This window comes from Sphingomonas endophytica (assembly GCF_014199415.1).
Lineage (GTDB): Bacteria > Pseudomonadota > Alphaproteobacteria > Sphingomonadales > Sphingomonadaceae > Sphingomonas > Sphingomonas endophytica.
Map to the genome: position 1 here is coordinate 16,377 of NZ_JACIJN010000014.1, position 19,677 is coordinate 36,053.

At 62.9% G+C, this 19,677-nt stretch carries 18 protein-coding genes and 1 pseudogene; 7 read left to right on the forward strand and 12 right to left on the reverse strand.

Annotated elements, in window-relative coordinates; translation table 11 throughout:
- Positions 1-57 precede the first annotated feature (57 nt).
- Complete coding sequence (locus tag FHS97_RS16445; RefSeq protein ID WP_184040618.1) at positions 58-825, forward strand: glutaredoxin family protein; 768 nt, start codon at positions 58-60, stop codon at positions 823-825.
- Between the two features lie 404 nt (positions 826-1,229).
- Positions 1,230-1,427, forward strand: coding sequence for a hypothetical protein (locus FHS97_RS16450; protein ID WP_019368240.1), 198 nt, complete (start codon positions 1,230-1,232; stop codon positions 1,425-1,427).
- A gap of 42 nt (positions 1,428-1,469) precedes the next feature.
- Here the strand turns inward: FHS97_RS16450 and FHS97_RS16455 are convergent.
- The 9 genes and pseudogenes from FHS97_RS16455 to FHS97_RS16495 all read right to left on the reverse strand — a co-directional run bounded on the left by FHS97_RS16455 (position 1,470) and on the right by FHS97_RS16495 (position 8,319).
- Positions 1,470-1,877, reverse strand: a pseudogene (locus tag FHS97_RS16455) (DUF411 domain-containing protein).
- A 91-nt stretch (positions 1,878-1,968) separates the two neighbouring features.
- Positions 1,969-2,349: a DUF305 domain-containing protein gene (locus FHS97_RS16460; RefSeq protein ID WP_184040621.1), complete on the reverse strand. Its 381-nt coding sequence runs from the start codon at positions 2,347-2,349 to the stop codon at positions 1,969-1,971.
- Positions 2,350-2,425: 76 nt separating this feature from the next.
- Positions 2,426-3,028: a DUF305 domain-containing protein gene (locus tag FHS97_RS16465; protein ID WP_221233368.1), complete on the reverse strand. Its 603-nt coding sequence runs from the start codon at positions 3,026-3,028 to the stop codon at positions 2,426-2,428.
- 32 nt (positions 3,029-3,060) lie between these two features.
- Positions 3,061-3,807, reverse strand: coding sequence for a PepSY domain-containing protein (locus FHS97_RS16470; protein WP_246346736.1), 747 nt, complete (start codon positions 3,805-3,807; stop codon positions 3,061-3,063).
- On the reverse strand, positions 3,798-5,009 hold the full coding sequence (locus tag FHS97_RS16475) for a copper resistance protein B (protein ID WP_184040624.1): 1,212 nt from the start codon (positions 5,007-5,009) through the stop codon (positions 3,798-3,800). The genes FHS97_RS16470 and FHS97_RS16475 overlap by 10 nt, the downstream gene beginning before the upstream one ends.
- On the reverse strand, positions 5,006-6,976 hold the full coding sequence (locus tag FHS97_RS16480; RefSeq protein WP_184040627.1) for a copper resistance system multicopper oxidase: 1,971 nt from the start codon (positions 6,974-6,976) through the stop codon (positions 5,006-5,008). Before FHS97_RS16480 ends, FHS97_RS16475 begins: the two co-directional genes overlap by 4 nt.
- Before the next feature lie 43 nt (positions 6,977-7,019).
- Complete coding sequence (locus FHS97_RS16485; protein WP_184040630.1) at positions 7,020-7,613, reverse strand: sigma-70 family RNA polymerase sigma factor; 594 nt, start codon at positions 7,611-7,613, stop codon at positions 7,020-7,022.
- On the reverse strand, positions 7,610-8,050 hold the full coding sequence (locus FHS97_RS16490) for a periplasmic heavy metal sensor (RefSeq protein ID WP_184040634.1): 441 nt from the start codon (positions 8,048-8,050) through the stop codon (positions 7,610-7,612). Before FHS97_RS16490 ends, FHS97_RS16485 begins: the two co-directional genes overlap by 4 nt.
- Positions 8,047-8,319 (reverse strand): hypothetical protein, encoded by a 273-nt coding sequence (locus FHS97_RS16495; RefSeq protein WP_184040637.1) that lies wholly within the window; start codon positions 8,317-8,319, stop codon positions 8,047-8,049. Before FHS97_RS16495 ends, FHS97_RS16490 begins: the two co-directional genes overlap by 4 nt.
- Before the next feature lie 119 nt (positions 8,320-8,438).
- Here FHS97_RS16495 and copC point away from each other — a divergent pair, with 119 nt between their 5' ends.
- The 3 genes from copC to FHS97_RS16510 all read left to right on the forward strand — a co-directional run bounded on the left by copC (position 8,439) and on the right by FHS97_RS16510 (position 11,963).
- Positions 8,439-8,810, forward strand: coding sequence for a copper homeostasis periplasmic binding protein CopC (gene copC, locus FHS97_RS16500; RefSeq protein WP_184040640.1), 372 nt, complete (start codon positions 8,439-8,441; stop codon positions 8,808-8,810).
- Position 8,811: 1 nt separating this feature from the next.
- Positions 8,812-9,741, forward strand: coding sequence for a copper homeostasis membrane protein CopD (copD, locus tag FHS97_RS16505; RefSeq protein ID WP_184040642.1), 930 nt, complete (start codon positions 8,812-8,814; stop codon positions 9,739-9,741).
- A 299-nt stretch (positions 9,742-10,040) separates the two neighbouring features.
- The gene (locus FHS97_RS16510) at positions 10,041-11,963 is read left to right on the forward strand and encodes an ATP-dependent nuclease (protein ID WP_184040645.1); all 1,923 of its coding nucleotides are present in this window, start codon (positions 10,041-10,043) and stop codon (positions 11,961-11,963) included.
- 93 nt (positions 11,964-12,056) lie between these two features.
- On the opposite strand, the gene FHS97_RS16515 is transcribed toward FHS97_RS16510, so the two are convergent.
- Positions 12,057-14,303: an nSTAND3 domain-containing NTPase gene (locus FHS97_RS16515; protein WP_184040648.1), complete on the reverse strand. Its 2,247-nt coding sequence runs from the start codon at positions 14,301-14,303 to the stop codon at positions 12,057-12,059.
- Positions 14,304-14,666: 363 nt separating this feature from the next.
- Between FHS97_RS16515 and FHS97_RS16520 the strand changes: the two genes are divergently transcribed.
- Together FHS97_RS16520 and FHS97_RS16525 are read left to right on the forward strand one after the other, a co-directional pair.
- Entirely contained in the window at positions 14,667-15,011 is a 345-nt protein-coding gene (locus FHS97_RS16520) for a hypothetical protein (RefSeq protein WP_184040651.1), read from the forward strand.
- 43 nt (positions 15,012-15,054) lie between these two features.
- On the forward strand, positions 15,055-15,237 hold the full coding sequence (locus FHS97_RS16525; protein ID WP_184040654.1) for a hypothetical protein: 183 nt from the start codon (positions 15,055-15,057) through the stop codon (positions 15,235-15,237).
- Between the two features lie 285 nt (positions 15,238-15,522).
- Here FHS97_RS16525 and FHS97_RS16530 read toward each other — a convergent pair whose 3' ends face one another.
- Together FHS97_RS16530 and FHS97_RS16535 are read right to left on the reverse strand one after the other, a co-directional pair.
- The gene (locus tag FHS97_RS16530) at positions 15,523-16,437 is read right to left on the reverse strand and encodes a cation diffusion facilitator family transporter (RefSeq protein WP_184040658.1); all 915 of its coding nucleotides are present in this window, start codon (positions 16,435-16,437) and stop codon (positions 15,523-15,525) included.
- A gap of 11 nt (positions 16,438-16,448) precedes the next feature.
- Positions 16,449-19,676, reverse strand: coding sequence for an efflux RND transporter permease subunit (locus FHS97_RS16535; protein WP_184040661.1), 3,228 nt, complete (start codon positions 19,674-19,676; stop codon positions 16,449-16,451).
- Between the last annotated feature and the right edge of the window lies 1 nt (position 19,677).

Consider the following 19,677-nt stretch of genomic DNA (forward strand, 5'->3'; position numbering starts at 1 on the left):
TGACTCCGTACTATACTACAGACCCCATATAGGGGTCGCGAGTACACGGAGAAGACGATGGCAAACGCGGCCCCTAAGAGAGCGACGATCTATCGGATGGTGATGCCGGAGCACACCTGCCCTTACGGCCTGAAAGCGAAGGATCTGCTTCGGCGACAAGGCTATGAGGTCGAGGACCACTGGCTGCGCACGCGGGAGGAAACCGACGCGTTCAAGGCAAAGCACGGGGTCAAGACGACGCCGCAAACCTTCATCGGGAGCGAGCGGGTAGGGGGCTATGACGATCTGCGCCGGTTCTTCGGAAAGACGGTGCGCGATCCCAAGGCCGTCACCTACCGCCCGGTGATCGCGGTGTTCGCCATGACGGCGCTGATGGCCCTTGCCGCCAGCTACGCCGTGTTTGGCACGCCCGTCACGGTGCGTGCGGGAGAGTGGTTCATCGCCTTCTCGATGTGCGTGCTCGCGATGCTCAAGCTCCAGAACGTCGAGAGCTTTTCGAGCATGTTCCTCAACTATGACCTGCTCGCCAAGCGCTGGGTGCCCTATTCCTACATCTACCCCTACGCGGAAGGTCTTGCGGGCGTGCTGATGGCAGCGGGCGCGCTGACTTGGCTCTCGGTGCCGGTCGCGCTCGTCATCGGGACGATCGGCGCGGTGTCGGTCATCAAGGCCGTCTATGTCGACAAGCGCGAGCTGAAGTGCGCCTGCGTCGGCGGAGACAGCAACGTGCCGCTCGGCTTCCTGTCGCTGACCGAGAATGTGATGATGGTCGCGATGGCGATCTGGATGATCGCCGCGCCGGCAGCGCTCTCGATGGCTCATTGACATCGATCGTCGATCGGGATCGATAAGCCTGTGGATCGTCGACTGAACCGCCTTGCCCGCCCGCTTCGCCTGGCGGTGCTGACTATGCTGGCGGTGATGCTCGTCCTGCGCCTCGGCCCGATCTGCGAGGCCGTGGCGAACGCCGCGCCAGTCGCATCCGAGATGGCCGGTTGCGAGGGAAGTCACAAACCCACGAAGGCCCCGCAACAAGCGGCCTGCTCGACGCCCTGCCTAGCGGTTCGGGGGGAAGCCTTGGCACAGGCCGGGCCTACCGCCCCGGTTCGCATAGCGATCAAACCGCTACCCGTCGCGGGACTGATGGGAATGCCCGTTCCGCCTGCGACCCCCCCTCCGCGAGCTGTGTGACGATCCGAACCACACACATTCAATCGACGGAGTTACTGATGACCAAGTTCAAATTGATCGGCGCTGCCCTGGCGCTGGCGATTCCCGGCGTTGCATTCGCGGCCGATGCCGGCTGCTGCGGCGCGGACAAGACCTGCTGCAAGGACGGCAGCGACTGCTGCAAGAAGGATTGCTGCGCGGACATGAAGAAGGGCGGCGATCACGCCGGCCACGACATGTCGGGCATGAAGCACTAATCTGATGGCGGGCGGGAGCGGTTCACCGCTCCCGCCCGCTACCTAGCCGTGCCGGGCATAGATGCGGCGACCGCCAGGGCCGAACGCGATGACGGAGAATGGCTGGGACTTCATACCCGCCACCTCCATGCCGGGCGATCCGAGCGGCATCCCGCCGACTGCCAACCCACTCACGCCTCTGGGGCGCTGCGCCAGAACGCGCTTCATGTCGGCGATCGGAACATGGCCCTCGAAGGCCATGCCGTCGACGATGGCGGTATGACAGGAAGCCTAATCCGCCGGGACGCCGACGCGACGCTGCAAAGCGCCGCGATCGGCATCGTCAATGATCCGCACCTTGCGGCCGAATTGCTGGCGGACCTGCTCGGCCCACTTCTCGCAGCAACCACACCCCGGATCGCGGTGCATGGCGATGTCGGCTGCGGCCATCGCGGTCGCGGGAAGCCCCATCAACAAGGCGGCAATCGCGGCTCGAAAAGGTCGGTTCATCATCGGCTCCTCGATAGCTGCCCTGTGTCGCCCAAAGGCGAGGGCGGGTCGGCTACTGTGGGTTCTTGCCCATTTTGCGCAGCATGGCGTTCAACGTCGCGATCTCGCGATTTTGGCTGTCGATCGTCTTCTGCGCCTCACGACGGATTTCCGCATTCCGGGTGCTGCGGAGCGCCGTCTGCGACATCGTGACCGCGCCGCGATGATGCTCGATCATCTGACGAATCCACGTCTCACCGGCATCGGCGCCCTTCGCCGCCATCATCCGCTCATGCATCTTCATCATGTCGGGGCCGTAGGGGTTGGCCGCGCTCGGCTGCATCATGCCCGAATGATCCATCCCCTGATGGCTCATCCCCTGGTGCCCGGCCTGCTGCGCCAATGCCGGGGTAGCGGCGAGCAGTGCGGCGGTCATGATCGCGATCGTCTTCATGTCTGATTTCTCCTCGTCACCCCGCCCATGCGAATAGGTACGTGCGCCAGCACGCCACCCCTCAACCACGGCCGATCTATCGGATCGGCTGCAAGGTGTTGATGCCGGTGCTCTGATCCGTCTCGGGGGGCGGAGGCGGCACCTGCCGGTCACGATAGGAAGGCAAGTCCGGCGCGTTCGGGGGCGTGGGGTTCGCTTCCAGTCGGGCGATCATCTGCTTCATCTGCGTAATTTCGCGAACTTGGGCGTCGATGACGCCATCGGCGAGCTTACGCACTTCCGGGTCTTTGATATGCGCCCGCTCGCTCGTCATGATCGCAATCGAGTGGTGCGGGATCATCGCCTTCATGTAAGCAACGTCCCCGACAGTCTCCTGGCTGCGGACAAGCCACAGCGCGCCGGCGAACACGATGACAGCGCCTGCCACGATGCCGAGATTGGCGCGGCGGCTCGGGTACATGCCCCACATGAAACCGAGCATGATGATCGCCATCACGGCGCCCATGACGATCGCCATCCATGTCCGGGTCTGGCTATATTCGACGTGGCTCAGGGCATAGGTGTTGAGGTACATCAACCCGAACATTACGACGGTCGATGTCACGATCATGGCGGCGAAGCGCCCGTAGCTCATGCCCATTCCGCCACGTGGGCCGGATCGGTGCTGGTCGTGGTCCATCGCCCGTTCTCCTCTGGCGCCCCCACAAGAGACTACGCGGCGGTTCGGCCTGTCCCTTGCGCTTTTCTTCGACGGCGCCGGGGCCAGCGCATGAAAAGCAGGATCGCGCCCGCGACGCCGAACACGAGGCCGCCTGCGGCGAAGGCCATAAGCCAAGGCGTGTTGAACCGTTCGTGCTCGGTCCAGTCCATAATGTGAAGGCCCCAGAAGAAGTCGTAGAGCCGCCACGTTCCGGTGCGCACGGAGGTCAGCCGGCCGGTTTCGGCCGCCACGTAGATGCGCGTCGCATCGTCATCGGCGAACGACGCCCGCCATGCGGGAAGGGCACCCCGGTATTCGGTGCTCGCGCGCTCCACCCATTCGATCGTCGGAACTGCGGTTCCGCCCCGATAGGCCCTGCCGGCAATGGCCGCCGCGGCCCTCATGTCGATCGGCGGGAGCGGCGCGGCGGTCCGGGCGTCCAGCAACCGAATTTTGCCATCGGCAAGCTGCGCCTCGACGACGGGTCGCCCGAGCAGCATCCGGTGCTGAAGCTGGCGGACAGGCGCGCCGGCCGTCGCGAGCAAGGCGGGAACCGGCGCGAATGTCTGATCGAACGACAGCGCAGGCTCGGCGTTGCGATCGATCCGGTGATCGCCGTGCACCGTGTCGATCGGCAAGAGGCTCATAATGAGCCCGCTGGTGAACCAGACGATCACCTGCGCCCCGATCAGGAGAGCAAGCCAGCGATGGACCTTGCTCGCCCCGATATGAAGGCGCAGCCGCGGGCTCAGAACCAGGTCCTCACGCCCGCGACGAAGCTGAACCCGCCCGTGTCACCGCCGCGTGCCCGACTGTATCGCGCTGTGTCGCCGAACTGCCGTTCCCACGACACGCCGATGTACGGCGCGAACTCGCGGCGGCCCTCGTACCGAAGCCTCAAGCCCGCCTCCAGGTCGGTGAGCCCCGATCCGGTGCCGGTTTCCGGCACATCCTGCGCGGAGAAGTTGGCCTCGACTCTAGGCTGAAGCGTGAAATAGTTGGTGATGCGCTGGTCGTAATAGCCCTCGGCACGACCCAGCACTTCGCCCTTGTTCGACAGGAACAGCGCACCTTCTACCTCGAACCAGTAAGGTGCCAGCCCCTCGATACCCACGGTCGCATAGGTCCGGGAGGGATTGGGCTTGATGTCATAGCGGACGCCCGCCTGGAGGTTCCAATAGGGGTCGAGCGCATGGCTGTAGAGCGCCTGGACTTCAGCGCTGTCGAGCGACTTGCCGAAGCCACCTTCGCCCTCCGACTTCAGCCACAGGCGATCAATGTCGCCTCCGACCCACGCCTCGCCATCCCAACGATACCCATCGCTACCCTTGCGAGCCTGGTATTCGGCCAAATTGAAGAGCACCTGATAGTAGGTCATCCCGCCATGCTCGCGACGCAAATCGTCCTCGCGAGAGGTAGCCATCGCCTTTGCTCCCCAGAAACGATCAGCAAGATGATCGTCGGAAGGCGCGGGAGCGGGCTTGTTGCCGGGGGGCAGGTCGGTCCCGACCTTGGCGCCGCCCTGATCGCCAGCCATCGCCATGCCCGGCATCGCGCTCATGTCGTGCCCGGCGTGCGGGTCCTGCGGCGTGCCTGCCGGGGCATCCATCCCGGACATGGCGGACATGTCGTGGCCCGCGTGCGGGTTCGCGGCAGGAGCGGATTGCTGGCCGCCCATGTCCATCCCCTGCATCCCGCCCATATCGTGACCGGCATGCGGATCGGTCGCTGGAGCTTGGGCCTGCGCACGTCGGGACGCCGCCTGTCTGGCAGGTGCCTTGCGCTTGGACGCCGGCTTTGCGGTCGCCTTCCGCGTGGGTTTTGGGGCGGCCTTGGCGGCAGGCTTAGCCGGCATGGTCATGCCCGGCATGTTATGCATGGAATGATCCATGCTCTGGCCGAAGGCAGGTCCGGCGATGACGGCCGATGCAAAACCGGCAAGGAGGATCGACCGGCTCATGCTGCGGCCTCCCCTGCCTTGCGGACCTGGACGACGCGCATCATGCCCGCGTGCATGTGGTAGAGCATGTGGCAGTGGAACGCCCAGTCGCCTTCCTCTCCCGTCACGTCCCAACTGACGGTTCCGCCCGGTTGGACCAGCACGGTATGCTTTCGGGGCGCATAGGCGCCTTTCCCCGTCACCAGCTCGAAGAAGTGACCGTGGATGTGGATCGGGTGGCCCATCATGGTGTCGTTGATGAGGGTGACGCGCACCCGCTCGCCATGCAGCAGCGTGATCGGATCGGGGTTCTCCGACAGCTTTTCGCCGTCGAAGCCCCACATGTAACGCTCCATGTTGCCGGTGAGGTGGAGCTTGATCTCGCGCTCTGGTGCCCGCGTATCGGGGTTGCGATCGAGCGCCGTCAGGTCGCGATAGGTGAGGACGCGGTGCCCGACGTTCTCCAGCCCCTGTCCCGGGTCTCCGGTCCGGTCGACCGGCATCGCCGAGATGGTCTGCACACCCGGCCCCTTCTTGACCTCGGGCGCCTTGGAGAAGTCACGCATGTTCATGTTGCCCATGTCCATGCCGGCCATCGACTGATCGCCTGCCATGCCGGGCATCGTGCCCGAGCCATGATCCATCCCGGTCATCGTGCCGCTTTGGCCCTGCGGCATCGTCATTCCGGCCATCCCTCCGGCAGCGGCACCGGCCGCGCCGCGGTTCATCTGGGAATGGTCCATGCCCTGCATCGAGCCGGCGCCATGGTTCATCGCGCTGTGGTCCATGCCCGCCATCGAGCCGGCCTGCGCGCCTGTCGCGCCGTTCCCCATGCCTTGCATGGCGCCGTGATCCATGGTGCCCATGTCGTGGCCGCCCATACCCATGTCCTTCATGGTCGCGAGCGGACGCTTGCGTAAGGGAGGAACCTCGGCCGCCATGCCTTCGCGGGGCGCGAGCGTCGCACGCGCCATGCCTGAACGATCGACGCTTTCGCCCACCAGCGTATAGGCGCGCATGTCGGGAGGCGAGACGATCGCGTCATAGGTTTCGGCGGGACCGAACTGAAACTCGTCGATCTGGACCGGCCGCACGTTCAGGCCGTCCGCCGCGACGACCGTCATCGGCAAACCCGGAATGCGGACGTTGAAGGTGGTCATGGACGATGCGTTGATGAAGCGGAGCCGCACCCGCTCGCCGGGCTTGAACAGCGCGGTCCAGTTGTCGCGCGGGCCATGGCCGTTGACCAGATAACTGTAGGTCGATCCGGTCACGTCGGCGACGTCGGCCGGGTCCATCCGCATCTTGCCCCACATCAGCCGCTCTTGCAGCGGCTGATCCTTGCCCGCGAGCAACCCGGCCAGGGTCTGACGCTGGCGATTGAAATAGCCCGACTCCTTCTTGAGCCGATCGAACAGGTAGTGCGGATGCTGGAAGCTGTGGTCGGACAGCACGATGACGTGCTCGCGATCGAACTGCACCGGGTCCGGGTTCTTTGGATCGATCAGGATCGGGCCGTAATGCCCCTCCTGCTCCTGCAACCCCGAATGGCTGTGATACCAGTAGGTGCCGCTCTGGATAATCGGAAATTCATAGGTGAAGGTCGAGCGCGCCGGGATGCCGGGGAAGGAGATGCCCGGAACGCCGTCCATCTGGAACGGCACCAGCAGCCCGTGCCAGTGGATCGACGTTTCCTCATCCAGGTCGTTGACGACATGGATGCGGACGTTCTGGCCTTCGCGCAGACGGATCAGCGGCGCCGGCACGGTGCCGTTGATACCGATCGCGTGGCTTTCCCGCCCGTCGATCATCATCATCTGATGCGCGACCTTGAGCGTAATGTCCTCGCCCGAGACGGTCGGCAACGGCTTGGCGATACCCGCAGAAACCGGCTGCGCCCACGCCGGCATATACGCCGACAGGGCAAGACCGCCTCCCGCCATGGTGGCACCGCGCAGCACTTGGCGGCGATCGAGAACGCGCGACATCGAAGCTCCTCAAGGGTCGGGCCGCGATCGGCCCTCACCCCTTCTACGCGTCTCGCCCGTCCATCCCTTGGCCGGCGTTCAACTTTTCCATGAGCCGCGCACGCGCGCGGTAGAGGCGGGTTTCCACCGCCTTCTGGCTGATGCCCAGCACCTCGGCCGTCTCGGCCTGGCTCAACCCTTCGATCGTTCGAAGCACTAGCGGCTCCTTCAGATTGGCCGGCAAGGTCGAGATAGCGCGCGTCACCCGATCAAGCTCCTGGCGATCGGCTGCGCTGTCATCGATCGCCACGGCGTTGTCGGGGAGGGTGTCGGCCTGATCCTCGGCCGCGAAGCCGAAGGACAGAAAGCGGCGGACGGCGCGCTTCCTCGCCCAATCCCGGCATTTGTTGATCGCGATCGTCGACAACCATGCCTTCATCGCCCGCTGCGCGTCGTAGCGCGGCAACGCCTGATGCGCGGCGACGAAGGTTTCCTGCACCAGATCGAGTGCCTCGTCGGGCTCACCGACACAGGCGCGCGCGAGCCGGAAAACCGGCTGACGGTAACGGCGCATGATTTCCGCGAAGGCCGCCTGACGGCCGGCGATGCTGAGCGTCGCCAGTTCGCCGTCAGACAACGCGGTCCAGTCGAGGCTCACCCCTGACCGTCGGTGAGCGCCTTCACCACCGCGGCATCGAATTGGGAGGTCTGATCGGTTCGCAGCAACTGTCGCATGGCGAAGATATGCGCGAGCGTCGCCTTTTGCAGCTCGCCCATCGCCGCATGGCTCTGGTCCACCGCGGCTGCGACCTTGGGGCCGTTGCCGTGTTCGGTTTCGATCGCTTCGGCGAGCCGGGTGTTGGCAGCGCGCATTTCAAGCTCAAGCGCACGCCGCTGCATCGCGAAGCGATCTTCCAGCACCTTCAACCGTGCCTGCTGACCGTCATCAAGCGTCAGCTTATGGTGCAACACGTCATGCAGCGCGGCGCCTGGCTGCTGGGGTTGCGGCAACAGCGCCCGCCCGACGAACACGCCTCCGATCGCGGCCAGAAAGGCGAGCACGACACCGAGAACGATGCGCGTCGTCGAGGTCATTGCTCGCCCAGGAGCAAGGAGGAAGGCGCAAGCGGCGACGCTCCGCCAAGCGGGGCCAAGGAAACGGTCGGGCGGGCAGCGGCGGGCAGTTCGGCTCCCACGATGCCGATCGCGAGCGCCGCTGCCGTCACAACGCCAAGGCCGATGCCGGCCTGCCGCACGACGGGCCGCGAGCCGATCCGTGCAAGTACCTGCGTCTCGATGCCATCCAGCTCAGCCGGGGCGGGTGCGCCTGCCAGCCTCGCCAATGCCCTGTCCAGTTCGTCCATGCTTTCCACTCCGCCCCACTAGCATTTCATACGCAGGATTGCCCGACATCCCTCATCGGGCGGGTGAGGGGTGCGCGACCGCGGCGCGTAGATAGGGCACGAACCCACGGAGTAACCCCATGCGTCGCATCTTCCTCCCTACTGCCATTGCCATTCTCGGCGTAGCCAGCGCAGCGCAGGCTCATCCAAAGCTGGTGACAGCCTCGCCGGCCGCAAACGCGACTGTCGCCAAGCCGGCCCGTGTCGAGCTGCGTTTCAGCGAAAAGCTGATGCCGAAGTTCTCCGGCGCCGATCTCATGATGACCGGACATGGCGGGGCGACGCACGCGCCGATGAAGGTCACGGCGACGGCTGCCGTCGCCGGTGACGGCAGCACGCTTGTCCTGACACCCAAGGCGCCGCTCGCCCCGGGCCGCTACACGGTCGCCTGGCATGTCGTGTCGAGCGACACGCACCGCGTCGCAGGCAACTACGCCTTTGCGGTAAAGTGAAGTGGAAACCGACTGGCCGCTGATCGCTGCCCGCTTCGCACTCTATCTGGCGCTGGGCGGGCTGTTCGGCCTGTCGGCATTCGGCCTCTACGGCCTCAAGGCAGGCGAGCGCGCCAGTGCGTTCGCGTTGCGCCCCTGGCTCGTCGGGCTCGGGCTGCTGGGTCTTCTGCTCTCCGCCATCGCGCTAGCGCTACTCGCCGCGGCGATGGCAGGCACGCCGCTCTGGCCGATCGATCGCGAGGCGATCGGGATGCTGCTGTCAGGGTCGACCATAGGCACGGCATGGAAAGCACGCGTGATCGCGCTGGTCGTGGCGTCGGGCGCCGCATTGATGGCGGCCGGACGTACGCCCCTCCTTGGCGTCGTGGTGATCGCCAGCGCTATCGCGGTCGCAACGCTCGCCTGGACCGGGCATGGTGCAATGGACGAGGGCGCAAAAGGCTGGACGCACCTCCTTGCCGACATCCTTCACCTGCTCGCAGCCGGCGCATGGGTCGGGGCGCTGCTTGGCCTTATCCTGCTTGTGGCTCGTCCTGCCCGCCGGGCCGATACGGCTCATCTGATTCTTACGCATCGCGCACTGCACGGGTTCGGCCTGATCGGTACGATCGTGGTCGGCACCCTTATCGTTACCGGCCTCGTCAATACATGGCTGCTAGTTGGCTTAGGCAACCTTCCGAAGCTCGCCGCGTCCCTTTACGGTCAGCTCCTGCTTGCCAAGCTCGTCCTGTTCGGCGCGATGCTGGTGCTGGCATCGCTCAATCGCTACCGTCTGACGCCCGCATTGGAGCACGCGATGCCGCGTGGCGATCAACGCGGCGCACTCAGCACCTTACGTCGCAGCCTCGGCATCGAGGCGCTCTGTGCCATTACGATCCTCGCGCTCGTCGCATGGCTCGGAACGCTCGAACCACTCATGTCGGCGATGTGAAGAATGGGGCGGCCGATCACGGCCGGGTAGAAATTGCAAACCGCTGTGCCGCCCTTGGTGTCACAACCGAACGGTTGTGACACCAGGACGAAATTCAAGAAATTTGCACCGCCCTACCCTCTCTCTAGAGGCCGCCGTTCAATCTACGCCAAACGCGTTTACAAGGCTGGTCTCAGCGTCGTTCGAGTCTAACGACGATTCTCCATTCATCCGGCTGCCACGCCTGCCGCTTACACTCGACACAGTAGCTTGCGTTGTCTTCTCACAAATGACACCCTGTACCAAAGTGAGGGGCTCATATGAAAATCGAGAACGTCCGTATTCAGCGGCTTCGTGGATACGACGACGTTTCGATAGATTTTAACGAATACACCTGCTTTGTCGGAGCAAACGGCGCAGGCAAATCGACGGTTCTATGCGCGCTAAACATCTTCTTTCGTCAGACGGAAAATACCGGAACCGATCTCCTCAAGCTTGACAAAGAGGATTTTTATAGGGGATCGACGGAAGAGCCAATTAGAATAACCGTCACCTTCGGTGGGCTTTCCGATCGTGCATTAGAGGTATTTAAGGATTACGCTCGCGGCGGATCGCTAGTTATCACGGCACAGGCGACCTTTAGTGAGGACACCGGCCGGGCTGATGTAAAGCACTTCGGGCAGCGCTTAGGAATGGCTGCCTTCAAACCATTCTTTGCGGCATTCGGTGACGGTGCATCTGCAGCGGATTTGAAGGTTTTGTATGAGGGACTGCGCGAGGCATTTTCTGAACTTCCGAAGGCGGGCACCAAGGAAGCGAATAAGAGTCAACTCCTCGAATATGAGGCAAGTCGCCCGGGTGAGTGTGAACTCATACCCAGCGAAGATCAGTTTTACGGCGTGTCGAAAGGCGCCAACCGGCTCGCCGAGTTCGTACAATGGGTTTACGTACCTGCTATAAAGGACGCGGTTAGTGAGCAGGTTGAGGCTAAAGATAGCGCGTTAGGTAAATTGCTCGCTCGCACGGTTCGGGCTAAAACCAATTTCTCGGATGTGCTCGACGCATTGCGGATCGAAACCAGCAACCGGTATCAGGAGCTTCTAGACGCCAACCAAGCTGCGCTAGACGAAATATCGCAATCATTGACCGTACGACTTGCCGAGTGGGCGCACCCTGACACGTCTCTACGACTTCAATGGCAACAAGAGCGCGATAAGTCGGTGCGGATTGACGAGCCGTGGGCGCACGTAAAAGTCGGCGAAGGGCAATTCGCAGGCAAGTTGGCGCGCTTGGGGCATGGGCTTCAACGATCTTATGTCATCGCTCTTTTGCAGGAGTTGGCGGCAATCGACGGGGATGATGGACCGCGCCTACTACTCGCAATCGAAGAGCCGGAGCTCTATCAACACCCGCCTCAGGCAAGGCACCTCTCTGGAGTGCTTGCAAAGCTTTCCATGGAAAACGCTCAGGTCATGGTTTCCACCCATTCTCCCTATTTCGTCTCTGGGGAGGTTTTCCAGGACGTTAGAATGGTAAGACGCCCTAGTAACGAGGGCAGCGCAACAGTTACCTGGTCACAGCTCTCGGCGATCTCGGCAGATATGGAGAGCGCAACAGGCAAGCCGTTCGGAAAGCCTTCGGGAGTGATCGCTAAGCTTCAGCAGACACTCCAACCTAACCTGACAGAGATTTTCTTTGCTTCTAGGGTCGTTCTTGTCGAAGGCCGAGAGGATGTCGCTTATTTGCAGACCTATTTACAACTATCGGGTCTATGGGATGATTTTCGTAAGCATGGATGCCACATCGTACCAGCGGACAAAAAGAGCGAAATGCTACGCCCTCTGATCGTTGCGAAGCACACGAACATTCCGGCATTTGTCATCTTTGATGCGGATGGACACGAGCAAAAAGACGCTCGGCGCGCGATGCATCGTCAGGACAATACCTCGCTTATGAGGGCTTTAACCGGCAAGTGTGATAATCCTTTTCCAGACTCAATCGTCTGGAACGACAACCATGTCATTTGGCCGGATTGCTTTGGTGAACGTATTCGCGCTGATGTTGGTGATTTGGCATGGACGAAAAGCCAAGCTTCAGCAGATAAGCAATTTGAACATGCCGGTGACTTGAAGAAGAACGTTTTGCACATAGCAGCACGCCTGGAAGACCTCTGGAACGACGGTGCCCGGCCCGCCTGCCTTGAAAAACTAGCTGCTCAGGTTATGGCTTTTGCGAGAGCATAAGGGCATAGATCGGCGGCAAAACCTGATAAGGTATCACTGGTTGAAAATTCTCTGCTCGACCGATTTACCGTAAGCCCGTGCTAGCGTGCCGTTTCACTCGTCCACGTCACGAAAGAGTGCAGCAAGGCCCGATGACCGTGGTGTCGAACTGCTTACAGGCGCTGATGTGGAAGACGCAGGCTCATAGTCTTCTTCCATGGAGGCGACGGCAGTCTGCACTGCTTTTCTGAGGTCCGCTAGCGCAGCGGTATCGTCTGTTGCCACATCCTCTAAAATTCTCTTTACGGCTTGTTCCAAGTCGTAAAAGTAGTCTTCAGGCGGATATTCTTTATCCCATTCCGCTTTCAGACGGGCAACGTGGTTGCCAACCTTATTGAGCACTTCGTTTTTTGCCGTCTGCCGAGCGATGTTTAACTCGTCGGCGTCCAAGACGTTTTTTAGACTAGTCTCCTCGAAGATGCTGCTGTCTGCACTGTCAGCAATAGCTTCGATTACGGCCGTAGCGAAATTAGCGCGAGTTTCCTCATCCAACAAACCGAGAGCATGCAATCGCGCCAACAACTGTGAGTCTGGATCGTCCTTGATCGGAGTGACAAAGCTACTTAACCCACTTATCAGGTCGGGCCGTCGCTTGATAACCGCCTCGGTAAATGTCCGATTTGCACGGTATGTTACAAAGGTTCTGAGAAAGCTCTTGTCTATCCCAGCGAGTTTGTCAACGAGCACGTTGACCAAGGTATCGGGAATTATGAGCGGGGCCCCTTGAATTGATATACCCGCGCAAACGACTTCGTAGATGACCGAGTAGGGCTTAGCTCCACGCAGGTAAACTTCCACTAGTTCGGGCTTGCTAGCGAGGTACTTAGCAAAAGCGTCGCTGACGGTTGGGTGCTTATACGTCCAAAAACCGCCTGCCTTGTCTTGCGCTAACAGCAGTAGGCTTCCGTCCAAGGCTTCCAGCTGTGCACGCACACCACCAGGCTCTGCGCCGAAGGCCGTCGCGCCAGCAGCGATATTCTCTGAACTGACGGGCGACCGGGCGATCCCGCCATTCAGGAAAACGGTCGCGATCGCTGCCCGGCAGTCGATCGAGAGCGATACCACCGTGTCAAAAAGAAAGTCCTGTGGCTTTGCAAAGAACTTCTCGACGTTCGCTGCATCTGGCTTTAAGCCGTTAGCGAAGAAGCGTGACCCAAAGCGCCGGGCCGTTTCGGGCAAAAAGTCCTTACGCTCAGCCAAGGTCGGCAACAAGTCCTTTACTGCTGCTCGAAATGTGGCAGGCTGATCACCCATTTTTAGATGATTGTAAAGCATCTGCGCCTTCTCGGCGGTAGAAAGCTTTTGGACATTGATGACAACTTGGCTTTGGCGCAACGTTGGTATGGCGCTGAGCTTTAGGTCGCGTTGCGCTGCGTGCCAAATGTAGTCGCGAGAGGTTATCAGAAACCGCGTGTCCCGGCGCATAGCACCCTGCATAAGGGGAAAGACCTGGTTCCAGCGCTCTGCCGTTTGCTGTTGGTATTGGGTATTGCCCCAAGCGTCGTCGATCCAAAAAAACTGGGAGCCCTTGGGGTCGAGATGCCGCTGCACGTCCTCGGGTGAGGTCGCACGTATGGTATTGCTCTGCCAAATGTCGGCCGCGCCGATCGCAATGCTAGCCCCGATGGTCGACTTCCCGGCCGCTGGTGCTCCCAAGAGCAGCACAAGGTTATGTTCGCTTATCGCCCTGACACTACGCCGATGAGCGTCGGTCACAACCAATCGCTCCAGGTCGTTCCCCATGGCGCTCAGGATCAACTGCGCCTGCTCGTAGGCCCGGGCGTCTATCAGTTCAGTGAGATCGCCCATTCCGTATAAGCGCGGAGCCATCATCCGGAGTCGCGGTGACGTCTTGATTTGTCGGCTGATCCAGTCGCTACCGAAAATGCGGCACCGCCCTACACCTTCTTTCTGAAAAGCTTCCCGGATAACAAGATCGCTTGCACCGGTGACCGGGTGGTTGGTCAGTATTATATAATCATGCGCTAGGCCTTTTGCCGCAAGTTTGGCTGCCTTCGGTAGTTCGTCGGACAACATTGAAAGGGTAAGGTTCAAACCTTCCTTGGACGTGAATTTACATTGGATGGTCGACTCGCCGGAAGCTGGATCGTCGCCGTCCCACTTGCCCACGAAAGCACCGTCACGCCCTGCATCTGCCGATGGCAGAAAGTTTTGCACGGGTCGGCGAAGGCACTCCTCCGCCACACTGACGCATAGGTCCTGAAACGACTTCCAGCCAAGCCGATGCAGCGGATAGTCAGCGTTAGCGCTCAAAATTGAGCCGTCGATTCCAATCGTCATGCTCCATCATGTCAGTCTGGGGCCTAAGGCGGAACTACCGACGTGAGGTTCGTTTCAGTAAGCAGTCACGTCTGCGCTTTCAGCCCAAGCCGTGTCGTGTAGCGAGGCGAGAGGCGCGTACGCTTTGCGGTATAAAGACCAATGAGCTTGGAGGGATATCGGGTCGCAAGACGGAACGACGGCGATCATGCCGGCTCGTGGGGCTTCTACTCGGACGCCCGTAACCGTTGGCTGGATCTCGTCTATCCGACCGAGCGGGAAGCGACCGAAACGATGAAAGCTGTCGGGGCGAAGCCCCGCACTCGGCAGGTCCGCTGATCGCCGATGGTTGTGCGCGATCGACGGTCGATCTACGAGGCTGGCATGTCGCTCCGGGTCGTCCCGTTTTTCCAATTCGCGCGCACCGCGGCGATCGTCGTCCTGGCGGTGATGATGCTGGTGAGGCTCGGCCCGCTCTGCGAGACGGTAGCGATGGCCGCGACACCGATCGCGTCCGCGACGATGGATTGTGCGGACACGCCGGGCCATACGCCAACCAAGAAGATCCCACCCTCGGCGTGTGCCATGCCGTGCGCGGCGATGCCTGGCGAAACGATCGCGCAGATCGAACCGATACCGTTCGCGCCGCTCTCGCCCTGGGCGGTCGCCCATTCGGGCCTGCTTGGGCTGACCAGCGCGCCGGCTACACCCCCTCCGCAGATCGTGTGACGTCGAACCGACCCCACACGAATCTATTCAAACGGAGAATATCATGACCAAGATCAAGCTCATCAGCGCCGCTTTCGCCCTCACGCTCTCGACCGGCGCGTTCGCCGCGGTCGCGAACTGCTGCGCCGACATGGCGTGCTGCAAGGACGGTGCTGACTGCTGCGATCATGGCGACAAGGCGAAGGGCGGCGATCATGCCGGCCACGCCATGCCGAACATGAAGTAAGACGACGGGACGGGGGCGGGCGACCGCCCCCGTCTTCATTCCTTCCCGGTCGGCTGAGGGATCGATCGCGGCATCCGCGGTCCCCGCTTCACGGTCTCGCGCCACGGGCGCATCGTGGACGGCAGGGCGATACGCAGCATCGCCGCCCGGCCGCGGATAGCATCCTGGGTCCGGCCCATCTCTCTCGCGATAACCGTCACGGGTTCGCGAGAGACGACGCGCCGGCGCAGCTCAGCGTCCGCCTCCTGCGTCCAGCGCGCGCCCTTTCGCCCGGTCATATCGCCCTCAAGGGTGCAGGTGGTGATTATCCTCGCACGCTTCGGCCAGCGCCTCGGTCTGGATCGTGCAATGCTCGATGCCGAACTGGCGATCGAGCGTATCTGCGACCGCCTTCCTGACCGCATCGGCATCGGCGCCTTCGGCGAGGGTGACGTGCGCGGTGCAGGTGATGTCGTCCGACGACATCGACCAGACGTGAAGGTCGTGAACCCCGGAGACGCCGGGAAGCCCGGCGATTCCCGCGCGCAGCTCGGGTAGCTTGATCCCTCCGGGGACGCCTTCCAGCAGGACGTTGGTGGTATCGCGGAGCAGCACCCAGGTTCGTGGCAGTACCCATAGCCCGATGCCCACTGCGACGATCGGATCAACCCACGTCCACCCCGTGAAGCGGATCGCAACCGCGCCCGCGATCACGCCGATCGAGCCGATCATGTCCGCCCATACCTCGAGGTAGGCGCCCTTGACGTTCATGCTCGCGTCCTTGCCCGACGTCAGCAGCTTCATGGATACGAGGTTCACCACGAGCCCGATCGCGGCGACGATCATCATGCCGGTCGACTGGACGGCTTCGGGTTGACGGAAGCGCTGGATGGCCTCCACCAGCACGTAGATCGCTACCGCGAACAGCAGCAGCGCGTTGAAGGCCGCGGCGAGGATCTCGAACCTCTTGTAACCGAACGTCCGCTTGTCGTCGGCCGGCTTCTGGCCGAACCGGATCGCCATCAGCGCGATCACCAGCGCGGCGACATCGGTCAGCATGTGCGCCGCGTCGGACAGCAGGGCGAGGCTGTTGAAGACGAACGCGCCGACGACTTCGGCGACGAGATAGGCGGTGGTCAGCGCCAGCGCCCACCCCAGCATCCTGGCGTTGGCCCCGGCGGTATGATCGTGGGCGTGTCCGCCCGCTGCATGGTCGTGCATCGTCTGGTCTTTCAATGGGCCGGAGCGGGGAGGGGGGGCAGTTCGAGATGGTCGCTCGACGGTGCCGGCAGCGTGCGCGCGCCGAAGCGCGCGTAGAGCGTCGGCAGCACGAACAAGGTCAGCAGCGTCGCCGAGATCAGGCCACCGATGACGACGGTGGCGAGGGGCTTTTGCACCTCGGCACCGGCACCATGTCCCAGCGCCATCGGCACGAAGCCGAGCGAAGCGACGAGCGCGGTCATCGCCACCGGCCTGAGCCTGGCGAGTGCCCCTTGGTGCGCCGCCACGGCCCGATTCACGCCGGTACGCATCAGGTCGTGGATGGAAGACACCATGACCAGCCCGTTGAGGACGGCGATACCCGACAGCGCGATGAAGCCTACAGCTGCGGAAATCGAGAACGGCATCCCACGCAGCACCAGCGCCAGCACGCCGCCCACCAACGCCAGCGGCACGCCGGTGAACACGATCAGCGCGTCCCGCACCGAACCGAGCGCTCCGTAGAGCAACAGCATGATGACGGCGAAGCAGATCGGCACGACGATGGCGAGCCGGTCCCGCGCCGACGCCAGGTTCTCGAACTGTCCGCCCCATTCGAGATAGGTGCCGGCAGGCAGTTTCACCTGGGCGTCGATCGCAGCGCGCGCGTCGGCGACGACGCCCGCCACGTCGCGGTCGCGGACGTTCGCCTGCACCACGACACGCCGCTTGCCGTTCTCGCGGCTGATCTGGTTGGGGCCGTCGACCACGGCGATATCCGCAACAGTCGACAGCGGCACGAAGCCGCCGCTGGCTGTCGGCACGGGCACCTGCGCGACCGCAGTCAGGTCGGAGCGTGAGCTTTCCGCCATCCGGATCACGACGGGGAAGCGTCGATCCCCCTCGAAGATGACGCCCGCCTGTCGTCCTCCGATCGCCGCGGCGACCGTGTCCTGCACGTCGCCGGCCGTCACCCCGACCCGCGACATGGCGGTGCGGTTGGGGCGGATATCGAGCATCGGGAGCCCCTCGGTCTGCTCGACCCGCACGTCTGCTGCGCCTTGTGTCCGGCGCAGGATGCCGGCGATGCGATTGGCGGTCGCGTTCATCTCGCCGAAGTCGTCGCCGAAAACCTTGATCGCGATGTCGCCGCGCACGCCCGCGATCAGCTCGTTGAAGCGCATCTGGATCGGCTGGGTGATCTCGTAAGCGTTGCCCGGCAGAGTAGAGAGACGCTTTTCCAACCGCTCGACCAGCGCCTCCTTGGACAGGCCGGGGTCGGGCCATTCCTTCTTGGGTTTCAGGATGACGAAGGTGTCGGTCGCGTTCGCCGGCATTGGATCGGAGGCGATCTCCGACGTGCCGGTGCGCGAGAAAGCGAACCGAACCTCCGGCGCCTTGGCGAGCGCCTTTTCGACCTGGAACTGCATCGCCTGGCTTTGGTCGACCGACGTGCCGGGGATGCGGACGGCCTGCACGAGGACGTTGCCTTCATCGAGCTGGGGCAGGAACTCTTGGCCCAGGGTGGTGAAGGCGACGCCGGCGAGCGCCAGCGCGCCGATCGCGACGCCGATCGTCAGGCTCGGCCGGCGCATGGCCGCGTCGAGGCCCGGTTCGTAGCGTTGCCGCAGGAACGCCACGACGCGGCTTTCCTTCTCTTCCACCCGCTCGCTGAGCCAGATGGCGATGGCCGCGGGCACGAAGGTCAGCGACAGGATGAAGGCGAAGACGAGCGCGATGATGACGGTCAGCGCCATCGGCTCGAACATCTTGCCCTCGACGCCGGTGAAGGTGAGGAGCGGCGCATAGACGAGGATGATGATCGCCTGCCCGTAGACCGACGGGCGGATCATCTCGCGGGCGGACGCAGCGACTAGGCCGAGCCGCTGTTGCATCGTCAGCTCGCCCTCGCGACCGTGTTGGGCCTCGGCAAGGCGGCGTAGCGCATTCTCGACGATGATGACGGCACCGTCGACGATCAGGCCGAAATCGAGCGCGCCGAGACTCATCAGGTTCGCCGACACGCCGGCTTCCAACATGCCGATGCTGGTGAGCAGCATCGTGATGGGGATGACGAACGCGGCGATCAGCGCCGCCCGGAAATTGCCGAGCAGCGCGAACAGGACGACGATGACCAGCACCGCGCCTTCGGCAAGATTGCGGGCGACCGTGGCGATGGTGGAGTTCACCAGCTCGGTTCGGTTCATGACCGGCTTCACCACCACGTCGACGGGCAGCGATCGGCCGATCTGCGTCAGCCGCTCCGCGACGCCCGTCGATACGGTCCGGCTGTTCTCGCCGATCCGCATGACCGCGGTCCCGACCACGACCTCATGGCCGTTCTCGGATGCCGAACCCATGCGCAGTGCCTGGCCGGTGCGGACGGTCGCGATCTGGTTGAGCAGGATCGGCACGCCCTCGCGCGTGGCAACGACGGTTCGGGCAAGCTCGTCGGCATTGCGCACGCGGCCGTCCGAGCGGACGGCAAGTCCTTCGCCGTTGCGGTCGACGACGCCCGCGCCGGCGCTGGTATTGTTGCGGTCGAGCGCGGTCGAGAGATCCTGCAGCGTGAGGCGCATCGCGGCCATCCGCTGCACATCGGGGACGACGAGATATTCCTTGGTGTAGCCGCCGAGTGAGTCGACGCCGGCGAGCCCCGCCGCACTCTTGAGCTGTGGCGTGACGATCCAGTCCTGCACCGTGCGCAGATAGGTCGCCTTGTCGGCATCGCTGACGAGGTGATCGCCTTCGGGCGTGATGTAACTGCCGTCGCGTTGCAGCCCGGGTTCGCCGTTGCGATGGTGGACCTGATCGAGTTCACGATATTCGACCGTCCACATGAAGATGTCGCCGAGCCCGGTCGCGATCGGCCCCATTTCCGGGTTCACGCCTTGCGGCAGATCTTCCTCAGCGGTGCGCAGTCGCTCCGCGACCTGCGCCCGCGCAAAGTAGATGTCGGTCTTTTCGGTGAAGACGGCGGTGATCTGCGCGAAGCCGTTCCGACTGAGCGAACGGGTATATTCTAGGCCCGGGATGCCGGCGAGCGCCGTCTCGACGGTGAAGGCGACCTGCTTCTCGATCTGGTCGGGCGATAGGGCAGGAGCGACGACGTTGATCTGCACCTGGTTGTTGGTGATGTCGGGAACGGCGTCGATCGGGAGCTGGCGCAGCGCGCCGATCCCGAGCAACGCCGCGGCGATCGTGAGGAGCAGGACCAGCCAGCGCTTCTCGACGGAGAGGGTGACGATGCGACCGATCATG